Origin of the sequence: Maribacter sp. R86514, assembly GCF_044597005.1 — a bacterium.
Classification (GTDB): domain Bacteria; phylum Bacteroidota; class Bacteroidia; order Flavobacteriales; family Flavobacteriaceae; genus Maribacter.
Map to the genome: position 1 here is coordinate 2,340,723 of NZ_CP138999.1, position 14,818 is coordinate 2,355,540.

A 14,818-nucleotide genomic window follows, 5' to 3' on the forward strand; every position below is an offset into this window, starting at 1 on the left:
CATGTACAAGAAATTAACAAACACACCTTGGGGTATTTGCATCATTATGCTTTTGTTCCTTTTAAAAACGCAGGCACAGCAAGACCCGCAGTATACACAATATATATATAACATGAATGTGGTCAACCCTGCTTACACGACCAATGAACCAGGCATGCTCAATTTTGGTACGCTATACAGAACCCAATGGGAAAATGCTATTGGCGCACCAAAAACACTGACCTTTTTCGCCCACACTCCGTTATCGGAAAAAATTGAAATGGGCGCATCCATTATATCAGATGATATTGGCGACGGTTCGTTGAAAGAAAATAATATCTATGTTGATTTTGCTTATATACTTAAGCTAGATGAGCAAAGTAATTTAAGCTTAGGTCTAAAAGGAGGTGTCACTACGTTCGAGACCAATTTTAACGGATTCAGGCTACCAGAGGTTCAAGATGATCCTGCCTTTAGTGAAAATATGAACAACACCTTCCCAAATGTGGGTATCGGTGCATTTTATAACAGAGATAAGTTTTACGCAGGTCTGTCTATTCCAAATTTATTGACATCTAAACATTTAGAAAATAGAGACGGGCTTAACCGCATTGGCTCAGAAGCCATTCACCTTTTTGGTATGGCAGGTTATGTATTTGACATCAACTCAAAATTAAAACTAAAGCCGTCTGTATTGACCAAAATAGTATCGGGCGCACCTATTACGGCAGATGTATCTTTCAACGCACTGTTCAATAATCGTTTTGAAGGAGGTGTATCTTACAGAATAGATGACTCTGTTAATGCCATGTTCAATATTGCGGTCATACCTTCTGTTAGAATAGGCTATGCTTATGACTACACCTTGTCTAATTTAGGCGCATTCAATAATGGATCACACGAAATTTTTGTGTTGTTCGACCTAGACCTTTGGGGACTCAAAAAAGGCTATGATAAATCTCCTAGATTCTACTAAAATGAAAAACTTACATATTTATATCATCCTATTTCTAGGAATATTTCAAACGACCTGGTCACAAGACTTAAAACGTGCAAACGACCTATTTGAAAAGAAATACTATGCAGATGCCATTGCCTTGTACGAAGCGGCGTTACCTAGCAACAAAAGCAGCTTGGTCATAAAAAATTTGGCAGATAGCTATTACCATACTTTTGATCTAAATGCATCGGCACGATGGTACCGTTACCTTATTTCCAATTATGGCGATACGGTAGATGAGCAGTATTATTTTAAACTGAACCAGTCTTTAAAAGCTATTGGCGAATATGACGAAGCCGCACAGGTATTTTTTGATTATTACACCAAAGAAGGCAATACGGAAAAGTTGCAGCAACTAAAAGAAGATAATATATACCTAGAAAATGTAAAAGCGATCGGTGATCGTTTCGCCATTGCAAACAGTAATCTAAATACGACCACATCAGAATTTGGGGCAATGCAGGTAGGTGATGCTATTTGGTACACCGCAGCACATAAAAAATCAGCTTTAAAAACATACCGGTGGAACAATCAGCAGTATCTTGATATCTATACACACCCCATAGATCAAGAACAACTGGGCGATAGTATTAGTACAAGCCTATCGAATACGATCAATACAAAATTACACGAAGGTTCTTTTACGATTTCACCCGACGGAAACACGATGTACTTTACCCGTAACAACTATAACCATGGTAAGCGTAAAACCGATGACAAAAAGGTGTCTAATTTAAAGATTTACAGCGCTAATTTAGTTGATGGGGAATGGAAGAATATAACCGAACTTTCGTTCAACAGTGACGATTATTCTAATGAGCACCCAGCTTTAAATGCAGATGGCACAAAATTATATTTTTCTTCGGATAGACCAGGCGGATTCGGTTCTTTCGATATTTATGAAACAAGCCTGCAAGCCGATAATACATTTAGCACTCCCGTAAATTTAGGCAGTGAGATCAATACGGACAAGAAGGAACAATTTCCGTTTATAGCTTCGGATAATTCACTTTACTTTTCATCGAACGGACACCCAGGTTTCGGACTTTTAGATGTCTTTGTTTCTAAAAACGAGAAGGGAACATTTCAGCATCCGGATAATTTAGGATTACCAGTAAACAGTGGTTATGATGATTTCTCATATGTATTGAATACAGATAATGCATCGGGTTATTTTGCAAGTAACAGACCATCTGGTAAGGGTAGCGATGATATCTATAGTTTTAGCGTAACAAAAGAATTATCGATTGAAGATTGCGAACAATTTATTGCCGGTATTATTACGGATCGCACCACTACCCTACCGTTAGCCAATGCAACGGTAACTTTAGCAAATGCAGAAAACGAGGTTATAGCCAAATGCATTACCAAAGAAAATGGTGCGTTTGATTTTAATATTGTCTGTGAAGCATCCTACGAAGTAAAAGCAGAAAAAAACGGATATGAGAGTAATACCAAGAACATCCGCAGTACAAAAGAAAGAAATGCCGAACATGACGCTTCCATGAGCTTATATTCCATCCTAGAAAAACAAAAAACAGAAGCACTGGCATTACAAGAAAAACAAGAAGCCGAAAAGCTACGTGCAGCACAGTTAGCCGCTAAAAAGCTAGAGGCAGAGAAAAAAGCGGCATTAATAGCAGAAAAACAAAGCATTGAAGAAGCAGCACGTTTAACAAAAGAACGTATAGCTGAAAAAGCAAGAGCAGAGAAAGCTTTGGCGAAGAAAATAGCAGATGCCATAGTAACAGAAGAAGCTTTAGTAAAAGAGAGCGATCGCACAATTATACAGACCGAAGAAATACATTTTGATTATAGCCTTTGGTACCTAAGAAGAGAGTCTAGAGAACGTTTACAGACCGTAATCGATATTATGAAGAAAAACCCAAGTATGGTTATCGAAATCGGCACACACACCGATATTAGGGGTAATAGCGGTTATAATAAAGACCTATCTCAAAAACGAGCCGATTCTGCCAAAGACTTTTTAGTCAAGAACGGAATTGCACCTAATAGAGTAGTTTCTAAAGGGTATGGAGAGTCTCAACCAATTGTAGTTTGCGCTACGGAAGATGCCTGCTCTGAAGAAGACCATGAGTGGAACAGACGTTGCGAATTCGTTGTTTTAGGGTGGGATTATGAAGCCAAATAACAATAATTTTAAAAACTACACGCTAATAATTTTTTAAAAAAGCTTTTTTTAAATTGAACGTGTTTCTAGTATTTTTAGTTCTTAAACTGAATATATTATGAAATTGAATCTTGCTACAATTCCCTCAAAAGAAATAATGCCAGGGCTACATGGCAAATTGGTACATTCTGAAAACATGAGTATGGCATTTTGGGATGTTGAAAAAGGCGCGAAAGTACCAGAACATGCGCACATGAACGAGCAGATCATGCATGTAATGGAAGGTGAATTTGAATTTACCCTAGATGGCGACACCCAAATATACTACCCGGGCGACATTGTCGTCATTGCCCCACATTTAAAACATAGTGGCATTGCCTTGACCCCATGTAAATTATTAGATGTATTTAGCCCAACAAGAGAAGAGTACCGTTAGAATTTAGTTATTAACTTCGGCTACGCTCAGTTACCTGATTTAAAAATATTAGAAATGAATATATCTTTAGAAAATAGAAAAGCATTAGTTGGTGGTAGTAGCGGTGGTATAGGTAAAGCAATTGCGCAACAATTAGCAGAAAGTGGTGCCAGTGTAACCTTAATGTCTCATAGCGAAGAAAAATTACAGCATATAGTTAATGAATTACCTACAGACCAAGGGCAGCAACACCAATACCTAGCCGTAGATTTCAATAATTTTAAAGATTACAAACAGGTAATAAGCACCTACTTTGAAAACAATACGGTAGATATATTGGTAAATAATACCCAAGGGCCGGCAGCAGGTAGTGCTTTAGAGAAAAAAGTTGATGACTACCAAACCGCATTTGATTTGCTATTTAAAACCGTGGTCTTTACAACGGAATTGGCTTTGCAGTCAATGACAGAAAATAATTGGGGACGTATAATCAATGTAGCTTCGGTCTCTGTAAAAGAACCATTATCATACCTGGCACTATCTAACTCTATTAGAGCTGCCGTGGTCACTTGGGCAAAATCTTTAGCTACCGATGTTGGCAAACATAATATTACGGTAAATAACGTGCTCACCGGTTATTTTGATACCGACCGTATTGCGCAGCTTAATGCCAAAAAAGCGGAACAATTAGGTATTGAACAAAGCCAAGTAAGAAAAGAAATGGAATCTAGAGTAGCTGTTCGGCGAATTGGCGACCCAAAAGAATATGGGTATTTAGCTGCATTTTTAGCATCTGATAACGCCGCTTATATTACAGGAACGAATATTCCCATTGACGGTGGATTATTGAAGTCGCTCTAAATAAACTACGGTTTACGTTAATACGACTTAACAGATCAAATAAAATACCATGTACCATGCAGCTGTGCTATTTTAACTAGTTCATGGCGTTTGAGCCCGTATTGTTTATTCTATGCAGTTAAAATATATTTTAAGAAAAAAGGATGATCGTTGACCATCCTTTTTTTTATGTTAATTATTCATATAATCTTGCCACTCTACTATTAAGTAATTCTGTACTCCATTCTTATTCATGTTCAAAAATCCAAAATCGTAACAAAACAAATAGACATCTCCTTTCTTTGTTTTCCAATAATGCGTGAAATATTTGGGATTGAATCCGTCATTCAAAAGTTCTTTACTTCTTATCGTGGTGTAGCCAGATTTATTATACTTTTTTAAAAGTCTTCTATTTTTTTTCAGCTGCTTGTCTACCATTAAATAGAAAACTTCTTTTTTCCTCACATTTTCATATTGATGAATCGATTTACATTTTGCCGAACAAAATTTCTTATCGGATCTACCTTTCACTTCAATATTACATTCTGGACATCTTTTTTGCATAAACGACATTAAACGCATATTAGTCGGTTAATATACTGCTAATATTTTTAATTTAGATTATTCTTACAAAATGAATCCGTTAAGATCAATAACCTTATATCATTTAATGATTAAAGATCAGAAAATGATCGGCATTAAATTCTCACCTGATAAGTTGATACAGAATTTGATCAAGGGGTTACCCGACCCTAAATGGAGCCAACAATACAATATGGCCTATATACCCAACACTAAAGAAAATATGGGTATACTCTTCAATACTTTTAAAGGTATTATATGGATCAATTACAATAAATTCTACAGTAACAAACCTGTTAGTACCAACAATGAAAAAGTAGATGTACAATGGTTTAGAAATAGAAAAACAGATGCTGAATACCGGCTTTGCCCAGAGGAATATTTACTTAAACTAGAACTAAAAAAGTATGCCAACAGCACCGTTAAGACATATGTAACCTTTTTTGAAATGTTTATTAATCATTTTAAGGAAAAAAGACTAGAAACACTTGATGAAAGCGACATACGTGCCTTTTTACAGATTCTAATACATAAAAACGTATCTAACTCGTACTTAAATCAAGTAATTAATTCGATTAAATTTTACTACGAAACCGTATTGGGAATGCCCAATAGATTTTATGAAATAGAACGACCAAGAAAAGAACATAAACTACCCAAAGTCATTTCAAAAGAGGAAGTAATAGCTATTATTGAACATACCAACAACTTAAAGCACCGATGTATTGTACAACTTCTGTATGGTTCTGGTTTACGCCGTAGCGAGCTTTTGAACCTAAAACTAAATGATATTGATAGCAAACGAATGCTTATAAGAGTAGAAGGAGCTAAAGGCAATAAAGACCGACTTACTCTTTTATCGAATAATGCACTCAAAGATTTGAGGATGTATTTTAAGGAATGGAAGCCTAAAGAATTTCTTTTCGAAGGGCGCAAAGGAGGAAAATATAGTCCTGAAAGCGTAGTACAAATCGTTAAACAAGCGGCTAATAAAGCAGGTATAAAACAAAATGTTTCACCACATATACTTCGTCATAGTTTTGCTACACATCTTTTAGAATCTAATGTTGACCTTAGGCAGATTCAAGTACTTTTAGGGCATGGCTCAAGTAAAACAACAGAAATTTACACTCATGTTGCAACAAATTCTTTTAAAACAATTAAAAATCCTTTAGATTAGAGTTTATATAATTGGGATATATGTAATTGTACACATATCCGTACGTTAACTACAATTATTTTTTTGCGTTCAACACGTGCTCACTCAATACGTCTTGTATGTAGTTTTTTAAGTCTTTACCTGCTTTTACAGCGAGTATTTGCAATGGCTCTACATCTTTACCTTTAATATCTATATTCTTTCTTAAATCCTTCATTATATCAAGTTTAATAGTTCGTAAGGGCAATTGTATCTAGTCCCTTTATCGTCTTTAATAACTGCTTTTTTAGGATTTAATTTAACCACCTCAAAAACATCATTATTAGATTTTTTACTATTAACAGTTACTAAGTCGCCAATTGAAATTTGATTTTTAAGGTTTTTACCTTTTTCTTCCATCATACCTAAAACCATTTTATTTAATTCTTTCAACTCTTCAAGATTAAGGTTGTTTAGGTTTTCGTAATTTTTCTTGTTTTTAAATGTTTCAAGAAATTTATCAGCTGCGTTTTCCGCTCTTAACATTGCGCTTAATTCACTCATAATATTTTATTTTAAATTAATAATATCCAAATATACATTAAGTACATGATATACACAATATTTATTTAAAAATAATTCAAAAACTTTGTAAATACTTGGCTATCGCCATTTGCCATCGCTCAAAATAACAGTAGTTAACAATGTGTAAAATTCATATTTGCCGAAAAAGGCAAAAACGAAATCTTACACTAAGCGTTAGGTGTAATTTCACTCATTTCCTGAAAAAATCACTTTAAGGAAACATTCTATTAATTTTATTTTTAACAAAAAATATAAAAGAGATGACAAATCTAGACGCTTTTAAACTTAATCCTCATACTATTTATCATAATAGTCAAAGTAGGCTTACTTGTGCCTTAAATCTTCTTTTATTTGCTAAAAAACAGTTTAAAGATTCTTATATAATACAAAATCTTGATAAGTTAAAAATAATATGCGAGGAAAGCTCTTTGAAAAAACCACCTACAGAAAAAATTATTTCAGGATTTATTAATAATGGACTAATAGACACTATAAAAATATCTATTTGTTTTGAGAACTATTCTAAAGCTATCTTAATAGCTAGAGGTTATTTAATTCATAACATTGATTCTAATAAATTTAAGACAGAAGCTAAAAAACAGAAAAAAAATCCATTCCTTATCGAAGAATATCCAGGTGAACTTTATAATGATTCTAAAATTAAGACCGAAATAGATACCATTAGACTGAAATACTATGGACTTAAAGATACAACTGAACATTATTCTGTTATTTTGAATAATCAAGAATATTTAAATATAATAAAGCTTGAACCAAAACTTGTAGAAATTCTAATTGAACTAAATAAAGCTAGAAATTCTCTACATTTACAATATTCTCTTTCATTTAACTTAAAATCAACATCATATCAAGAATTTAAAACTCTATCAGATTTCGTTGACACAAAACTGAATGAAAACATAAAAAGATTAAATGATTACTTATTTGGAGAAGGGAATACAAAAAAACCTGATTTTAAAATAGCAACTACACCTAACATTGGCTAAAATTAATACGGGTTTTTGTGCTTAATCCAAAGTTTAGTGTATTTTTATAAAGTCCGCCAAATCTTTTGATTTGGCTTTAGAACAGAAAAAGATAAAACAAAATAAAAAGTTTTGGCTAATCGCTTAATCCGAAATTAAATGCTAATTTAATCCCGTACTAACCTTAGCCTAGCCGTTGTGCACAAGTTGACCAAAAATGAGACTAACCGAAATAATTCTGATTTTATTAATATCCAAATCGACTTTTGGACAAAATAAATATGTCGGAATTTACAATGACCGATTTTCGGAAAGTATCGAATTAAAAGCTGACTCAACTTTTGCGCATAATTGGAGATTTGACCTGTCTGCAAGTTGGACAACTGGAAAATGGTACGTGAAAAATGACACAATTTTTCTGAAAACCGAATTAGTAATGGACACTTTGCAAATAAGAGATTCGGAAAATAATGTTATTCGTGATTCTTTGGTTATTTCTTCTGACCAAAAAATTGACCGAATTGAACGAAATGAACTCATAATATCATCCTTATCAAGCGGAGGACAAAATCGATATAAACCACCAACCAAAATGTATTGGAAAAGAAACAAACTCTATCGGATTAATGAAAATGGAACTCTTGACCAGCGAAAAGTAAAAGCATTTTGGACTGACAAAAAGTATAAAACATATTTTCGAAAAGAAACTGAATGAATAAAAACCTGTGCACAACAATGTATAACCGCAATTACGGCGGATTCGACTACATCCGAATCCACTCGGAATTGCTAACGTCTGTGCTAAACGGAAAATAATCGCTAATTTAACCCGTAACTGACGGTTATACGAGACCGTTGTAAGTAATTTGCCATCGCCAATGTTCTTTTTGCTGAGGATTACCTGAGTTATATTGTGGATATAAAAAGTCGGAATCTCTAAATGAGCAGAAAAGGATTAAGGTAATATTCGACTCTTTCGGCGGATATTTCCCAAGTAGTTTAGCTTTCAGCGTTGAGAGTGTACTCTCAGAACGTTGACACGTTAAAAACTACTTGTAAAAGGACGGTAAAAATTTTGAGAAAGTCAAATTTTAAACGGTATTTTATTGTTTTTCTGCTCATTTAGAGGTGTTCAGGTTCCGTTTTACACTAATCATACACGAATGTATAAATTAATATAAAACGGGAGGCTCAACAAAAAGAGTCTTTATTATTCTCTTATGGCAAACTATACATGGTTATTATTCCTAATTTTAGACAAAAGTAAAATTAAAATAAAACCACTTACAACAGGTCCTATAAGTAATGTCCTAAAAACATATTAGCCTGAAAAAGGACACTACTTATAGCCCTGTCGTTAGCTGCAATAAACCAAAAACGTTGTTACAGAATGGAGAACATAATAGATTTTATTAATAAAAACGAATCTGAAATTGACCCGATTAAAAGAAGTCTATTTTATGCATTCTTATCTTTTGTTATCGGATCTATAATATTTGGATTGTTTTATTGGTCTGAGTACATCGGATTCGCATTGTTCGGTATTTTGTTCTTGATATTTGCAATTGTCTTTAATAGTGCTTTTCTAATCAAAATATTGATGAAAATGAATGTTAAAAAGACGGTTTCTAGAAAGTACTTGTATTCTATTTTAATTTTATTAATCAATATTCCTATTGCAATTATTTATTTTCAAATAGCAATGAATATAATAATTGGGAATCTAGAAATGGATTAAAAAATACTGCAGCTAACAATACCTCCTATGAAAAGCCTTAGTCCAGTTTCTTAAAGTTAATTAATATTTTCTTTTTTGCCTTAAACCACCTTTTTTTCTTTTAATATAACTTGCTCGCACTCCTATGTGTGATCGGTTCGAAACTTGAAACGTCACCGGCATCTGTATGATTATAAATTATAATAAAACCGGTCACTTGCTAAAAATGTGATCCTAAATAGTACAGGTCACGGGTTTTGTTTTGTGATACGGTTCTCACTACTATATTAGAGCTTTGTTATGATTTTTATTTTATTAGTTTTTCTGCTTATTATTCAATAACCCCAATGGTATATGGAACTTCTGTTTTAATTACCGCCAAGGTTCTACTTAGTAGCTTTCTAGCTACTTTGACAATGATACTTTTTACGTTCTTGCCTTGATGTTTACGATAATAGGCCTGCATTACGGGGTCTGCACGTATCGCTTGCCAAGATGCCTCTACAAAATAACTTCTCAATAAGCGGTTTGCACGTGGGGTCATTCCCATTGTCCTTTGACTGTTTCCGCTTTGATACATACTTGGTGCCAGACCTACGTAACCTGCCAAATGTTTAATGTTTTTGAAACGTCTTAAATCCCCTAGTTCACATAATATGCCACAGGCCACGATACCTCCGATACCAGGTATACTTCTCAGTAATAGATAATCCTTCTTATAATTCACTTTACAGTACCTTCTTAGCTGTGTGGACACATCGCGAAGCTCTTGGTCCACAAAACGGAAGAAACGCATTCTACTCTCTAATGTGGCCTTCGCCGTTGGGTACTCGAACATTATATCATCCAACCAATTTCTGTATTTATGGCTCCAATGGTCATTGTCGAACTCTTCAGGTTCCCTGATTCCGAAATACAACAATTGCATCTTTATATAGCTCTTGACCCTTCTGAAATCCTTTACAAGGTCATTTCTGCGTCTGAACAGACTACGAAGTTCTTCACGTTTCCTGTCCGGCACTATGATACTCTGCAATCGGTTATCCTTCAACTCTCTCGCTATCAACTGCGCATCTATCTTATCGGTCTTGGTATGTTTCTCTTTGCCCTTTCTATGAATGTCTGCTGGATTGACTACCAGACTTCGCCAACCGTAACTCTCAAAACAACGATGAGCGTGGTAACCGCAACAACCAGCTTCATAAGCTACGGTAACTTCATACTCCTTGAAATGTTTTGAAACATAACTATGTAATTGCTTTGGGTCGGGTGACATACTAAAAGACTTACCAGCGAACAGATCTGTTGCACAATGTACTTTCCAACTTCGTTTGTGAATATCGATACCAATGTATAACTTCGGGCAAGCAGTTTGTTGAGTGTTCATATCTTATTGTTTTAGAGAACTTTAAAGATACTCGACTTGCTGCTTTTTCATCGATGCTATAAGTAATGCGGAGTTTGGTTTTTATTCCAAACTAAGTGTATATTTAAAGTGTCCGCAAAATCTTTAGGATTTTGCTCTAACGATAAAAAAATAAAACAAAACAAAAAGCTTTTGCTACGTGCGTAGACGGAAACAAAAAGGTTTCCTTGTCCTCCGCACTACTCATAGCTGAAACGTTGGCAACAATATGAAGAAACTTATAATTCTGTGTTTATCAATTACTGGACTAACTTCCTGTGCGCAGGATTTGAAATGTGAGGACTTTAAGAACGGAAAATTTATAACTCCCGGAAATTCCACTTTTCCATATCAAGGAACAATTCTTCGGGACAATGGTAAGCAAATAGAATGGTCTACCGAAAGTGCAGACACGACACATATCGATATTAGATATTTGGACGATTGCAACTATGTAATGACTTACAATACGGAATTGAATGAATTGGATAATTTAGAAAAATTTATAAACGACTCAGGTGGAATGCAAGTGAAGGTTTTGGAAATAAAAGGGGATACTTTATTTTATAATGGACTTTTGCAAAATGATACTCTACGATTTGAACAACCAGGTTTAATGATAAAAGTGAAATAAATACTGTTGCCAACAATACCTCCTATGAAAAGCCTTAGTCCAGTTTCTTAAAGTTAATTAATATTTTCTTTTTTGCCTTAAACCACCTTTTTTTCTTTTAATATAACTTGCTCGCACTCCTATGTGTGATCGGTTCGAAACTTGAAACGTCACCGGCATCTGTATGATTATAAATTATAATAAAACCGGTCACTTGCTAAAAATGTGATCCTAAATAGTACAGGTCACGGGTTTTGTTTTGTGATACGGTTCTCACTACTATATTAGAGCTTTGTTATGATTTTTATTTTATTAGTTTTTCTGCTTATTATTCAATAACCCCAATGGTATATGGAACTTCTGTTTTAATTACCGCCAAGGTTCTACTTAGTAGCTTTCTAGCTACTTTGACAATGATACTTTTTACGTTCTTGCCTTGATGTTTACGATAATAGGCCTGCATTACGGGGTCTGCACGTATCGCTTGCCAAGATGCCTCTACAAAATAACTTCTCAATAAGCGGTTTGCACGTGGGGTCATTCCCATTGTCCTTTGACTGTTTCCGCTTTGATACATACTTGGTGCCAGACCTACGTAACCTGCCAAATGTTTAATGTTTTTGAAACGTCTTAAATCCCCTAGTTCACATAATATGCCACAGGCCACGATACCTCCGATACCAGGTATACTTCTCAGTAATAGATAATCCTTCTTATAATTCACTTTACAGTACCTTCTTAGCTGTGTGGACACATCGCGAAGCTCTTGGTCCACAAAACGGAAGAAACGCATTCTACTCTCTAATGTGGCCTTCGCCGTTGGGTACTCGAACATTATATCATCCAACCAATTTCTGTATTTATGGCTCCAATGGTCATTGTCGAACTCTTCAGGTTCCCTGATTCCGAAATACAACAATTGCATCTTTATATAGCTCTTGACCCTTCTGAAATCCTTTACAAGGTCATTTCTGCGTCTGAACAGACTACGAAGTTCTTCACGTTTCCTGTCCGGCACTATGATACTCTGCAATCGGTTATCCTTCAACTCTCTCGCTATCAACTGCGCATCTATCTTATCGGTCTTGGTATGTTTCTCTTTGCCCTTTCTATGAATGTCTGCTGGATTGACTACCAGACTTCGCCAACCGTAACTCTCAAAACAACGATGAGCGTGGTAACCGCAACAACCAGCTTCATAAGCTACGGTAACTTCATACTCCTTGAAATGTTTTGAAACATAACTATGTAATTGCTTTGGGTCGGGTGACATACTAAAAGACTTACCAGCGAACAGATCTGTTGCACAATGTACTTTCCAACTTCGTTTGTGAATATCGATACCAATGTATAACTTCGGGCAAGCAGTTTGTTGAGTGTTCATATCTTATTGTTTTAGAGAACTTTAAAGATACTCGACTTGCTGCTTTTTCATCGATGCTATAGCAAATAGGGCGGTAAGTTCCGTATCAATTGGCTTGGGCTTGCTTACTAAGTCCGCCAAATCTTTTGGATTTGGCTTTTAAAATGAAAAAAATAAAAACAAAACAAAAAGCTCTGGCTAGCAGACCAGACGGAAACGAAAAGTTTCCTTGCCTGCCCTACTTGCCATAGCCGAACTGTTGTACCACATTTGAGAAAAACATTTTACATAACGACAATTATTAGTTTGATTCTAATTTCTTGCGTTACGAATAGAGAAATATTCCAAGCGGAAAGATTTGCGGATTTTAATAAATTGACTGTCCCCAAAGCGGATAAAATTGAACTTGGATTTGGTTCGATTGACAAAACCCCAAAACATAAAATAAGTATTGGAGAAAGCATTTATCCAAACGAAAAAAAATATAAACTTGAAACGCCAAAAACATATAACCGAATAGAAAACGGAAAATTTGAATTAGAAACAGAATATTTCTATACGGCATCGGATAGTATTGTTAGAGTTGTTATGTATGAATGGACTGAATTGAGAAAAACAAATAAATCTGACACTCAGAAGTTCAGCAAAAAATACGATGGACTAAAAAAACAGCTGACTTCCAAGCTTGGAGAACCAAGTTTTGTCGAAATTGCTTCAGATACTGCGAAATCAAATTTTAGAGACGGAATTAAATGGCTAAATGGAAAAGGGAATAAAGCATATCTATTTATGTTGGGCAGTAATTCGAGTGATTATAGGAAAATAAGATTAGCTATTTATAATGAATAAAAAACGTGGTACAACAATGTATAACCGCAATTACGGCGGATTCGACTACGTCCGAATCCACTCGGAATTGCGAGCGTCTGTGCCAAACCGAAAATTAACGTATATTAACCCGTAACTGACGGTTATACGAGACCGTTGCCAGTAATTGGATTAAACCATTTGAGATTGATGCTGTCTAAAGGTATATAAATTTTTAAATAATTATCTAAAATGAAGAGCCTCAAAACTATCACTATCATCGTACTTGTTTTCTTTACATCACATTTATCTTTTGCACAAAAAAGTAAACCTGAACCTGATTTAGCAAATGTTAAATATGGAGAGCATGAGCGAAATGTTTTAGATATTTGGTTTGCAGACAAAAGCAAAATAACACCTTTAGCTATTTACATCCATGGTGGGGGATTTGATTATGGTAGTAAAGAAAAAATTAATGCACGTGCATTATCTCAATTGTTAAAGGCTGGAATATCGGTTGCTTCCATCAATTACCGCTATAAAAAAATTGCTCCCTTACCAGCTGCACATCATGATGCAAAAAAAGCCTTGCAATTTATTCGTTCTAAAGCTGAATCGTGGGGTATTGATAAAGACAATATTGGAGTATGGGGAAGTTCAGCAGGAGCCCAAATATCTATGTGGCTTGCCTTTAATGATGAAATGGCAGACTCTGAAAGTACTAATCCAATAGAAAAAGAGTCCACCCGTATTGCTTGTGTAGCCTCGAATATTGGGCAAACCACTATGGAGTCTGATTTTTGGATTAAACATCTAGCTAAATATGCGCCAGGTACAGAGGCAGAATTTAAAAGTAAAACACGTCTTCAAATCTATGGTGTTGAAAATATGGAAGAAGCCGATGAAATAGCAAAGAGCATATCTGCTTTGGCTTTGATTTCAACAGATGACCCACCTATTTTTATGCAATATTCGATGAATCCAAACGCTGTTGCACCAAGCAAAAACAATCCAAAGAAATTTAAAGGTTGGGTTATTCATCATGTAGATTTTGGAATTGCGCTTAAAGAAAAAATGGACGAATTAAATGTAGAAGCTCATTTAAAATACCCAAGTTCCAAAACGAAATATAATTCATTGGTTGAGTTTTTTATAGAAAAATTGAACGAATAATAATTTTTTGGAATAGAAAAAACTACTGGCAACAACGGTAACCGTTGCACAAGCCATTGATCAGAAATAATTACTATCGATATA

Annotated in this window: 16 protein-coding genes; 11 read left to right on the plus strand and 5 right to left on the minus strand. The window is 34.8% G+C overall.

Translation table 11 applies throughout. The features are described 5' to 3' along the window. The first annotated feature begins 1 nt into the window (after position 1). From SJY30_RS10345 to SJY30_RS10360, 4 genes are all read left to right on the plus strand, one after another. The gene (locus tag SJY30_RS10345) at positions 2-955 is read left to right on the plus strand and encodes a type IX secretion system membrane protein PorP/SprF (RefSeq protein WP_396632120.1); all 954 of its coding nucleotides are present in this window, start codon (positions 2-4) and stop codon (positions 953-955) included. A gap of 1 nt (position 956) precedes the next feature. Beyond that, on the plus strand, positions 957-3,131 hold the full coding sequence (locus SJY30_RS10350; RefSeq protein ID WP_396632121.1) for an OmpA family protein: 2,175 nt from the start codon (positions 957-959) through the stop codon (positions 3,129-3,131). A 97-nt stretch (positions 3,132-3,228) separates the two neighbouring features. Next, positions 3,229-3,546 carry a cupin domain-containing protein gene (locus tag SJY30_RS10355; RefSeq protein ID WP_396632122.1) on the plus strand — a complete coding sequence of 106 codons (318 nt, stop codon included), beginning with the start codon at positions 3,229-3,231 and terminating at the stop codon, positions 3,544-3,546. Positions 3,547-3,600: 54 nt separating this feature from the next. Next, a complete protein-coding gene (locus SJY30_RS10360) occupies positions 3,601-4,386 on the plus strand; it encodes an SDR family oxidoreductase (RefSeq protein WP_396632123.1) in 786 nt (261 codons plus the stop codon). Positions 4,387-4,557: 171 nt separating this feature from the next. Here the strand turns inward: SJY30_RS10360 and SJY30_RS10365 are convergent, their stop codons facing one another. Then, positions 4,558-4,929 carry a hypothetical protein gene (locus SJY30_RS10365; protein ID WP_396632124.1) on the minus strand — a complete coding sequence of 124 codons (372 nt, stop codon included), beginning with the start codon at positions 4,927-4,929 and terminating at the stop codon, positions 4,558-4,560. Between the two features lie 70 nt (positions 4,930-4,999). Between SJY30_RS10365 and xerA the strand changes: the two genes are divergently transcribed. Beyond that, positions 5,000-6,127 (plus strand): site-specific tyrosine recombinase/integron integrase, encoded by a 1,128-nt coding sequence (gene xerA, locus SJY30_RS10370; protein WP_396632125.1) that lies wholly within the window; start codon positions 5,000-5,002, stop codon positions 6,125-6,127. A gap of 55 nt (positions 6,128-6,182) precedes the next feature. Here xerA and SJY30_RS10375 read toward each other — a convergent pair whose 3' ends face one another. Both SJY30_RS10375 and SJY30_RS10380 read right to left on the minus strand, forming a co-directional pair. Further along, positions 6,183-6,323, minus strand: coding sequence for a hypothetical protein (locus SJY30_RS10375; RefSeq protein WP_396632126.1), 141 nt, complete (start codon positions 6,321-6,323; stop codon positions 6,183-6,185). After that, positions 6,323-6,649, minus strand: coding sequence for a hypothetical protein (locus SJY30_RS10380; protein ID WP_396632127.1), 327 nt, complete (start codon positions 6,647-6,649; stop codon positions 6,323-6,325). Before SJY30_RS10380 ends, SJY30_RS10375 begins: the two co-directional genes overlap by 1 nt. A gap of 281 nt (positions 6,650-6,930) precedes the next feature. On the opposite strand from SJY30_RS10380, the gene SJY30_RS10385 reads away from it, so the two are divergent. The 3 genes from SJY30_RS10385 (at position 6,931) to SJY30_RS10395 (ending at position 9,394) form a co-directional block, all read left to right on the plus strand. Beyond that, a complete protein-coding gene (locus tag SJY30_RS10385; protein WP_396632128.1) occupies positions 6,931-7,677 on the plus strand; it encodes a hypothetical protein in 747 nt (248 codons plus the stop codon). A gap of 196 nt (positions 7,678-7,873) precedes the next feature. Beyond that, on the plus strand, positions 7,874-8,371 hold the full coding sequence (locus SJY30_RS10390; RefSeq protein ID WP_396632129.1) for a hypothetical protein: 498 nt from the start codon (positions 7,874-7,876) through the stop codon (positions 8,369-8,371). A 675-nt stretch (positions 8,372-9,046) separates the two neighbouring features. Beyond that, complete coding sequence (locus tag SJY30_RS10395; RefSeq protein WP_396632130.1) at positions 9,047-9,394, plus strand: hypothetical protein; 348 nt, start codon at positions 9,047-9,049, stop codon at positions 9,392-9,394. A 310-nt stretch (positions 9,395-9,704) separates the two neighbouring features. Here SJY30_RS10395 and SJY30_RS10400 read toward each other — a convergent pair whose 3' ends face one another. After that, positions 9,705-10,760 carry an IS110 family transposase gene (locus SJY30_RS10400; RefSeq protein WP_396632131.1) on the minus strand — a complete coding sequence of 352 codons (1,056 nt, stop codon included), beginning with the start codon at positions 10,758-10,760 and terminating at the stop codon, positions 9,705-9,707. 247 nt (positions 10,761-11,007) lie between these two features. On the opposite strand from SJY30_RS10400, the gene SJY30_RS10405 reads away from it, so the two are divergent. Beyond that, positions 11,008-11,412 (plus strand): hypothetical protein, encoded by a 405-nt coding sequence (locus SJY30_RS10405; RefSeq protein WP_396632132.1) that lies wholly within the window; start codon positions 11,008-11,010, stop codon positions 11,410-11,412. A gap of 307 nt (positions 11,413-11,719) precedes the next feature. Here the strand turns inward: SJY30_RS10405 and SJY30_RS10410 are convergent, their stop codons facing one another. Continuing rightward, positions 11,720-12,775: an IS110 family transposase gene (locus tag SJY30_RS10410; RefSeq protein ID WP_396632131.1), complete on the minus strand. Its 1,056-nt coding sequence runs from the start codon at positions 12,773-12,775 to the stop codon at positions 11,720-11,722. A gap of 249 nt (positions 12,776-13,024) precedes the next feature. On the opposite strand from SJY30_RS10410, the gene SJY30_RS10415 reads away from it, so the two are divergent. Both SJY30_RS10415 and SJY30_RS10420 read left to right on the plus strand, forming a co-directional pair. Beyond that, positions 13,025-13,603: a hypothetical protein gene (locus SJY30_RS10415; RefSeq protein WP_396632133.1), complete on the plus strand. Its 579-nt coding sequence runs from the start codon at positions 13,025-13,027 to the stop codon at positions 13,601-13,603. Positions 13,604-13,813: 210 nt separating this feature from the next. Further along, complete coding sequence (locus SJY30_RS10420) at positions 13,814-14,734, plus strand: alpha/beta hydrolase fold domain-containing protein (protein WP_396632134.1); 921 nt, start codon at positions 13,814-13,816, stop codon at positions 14,732-14,734. The last annotated feature ends 84 nt before the right edge of the window (positions 14,735-14,818 follow it).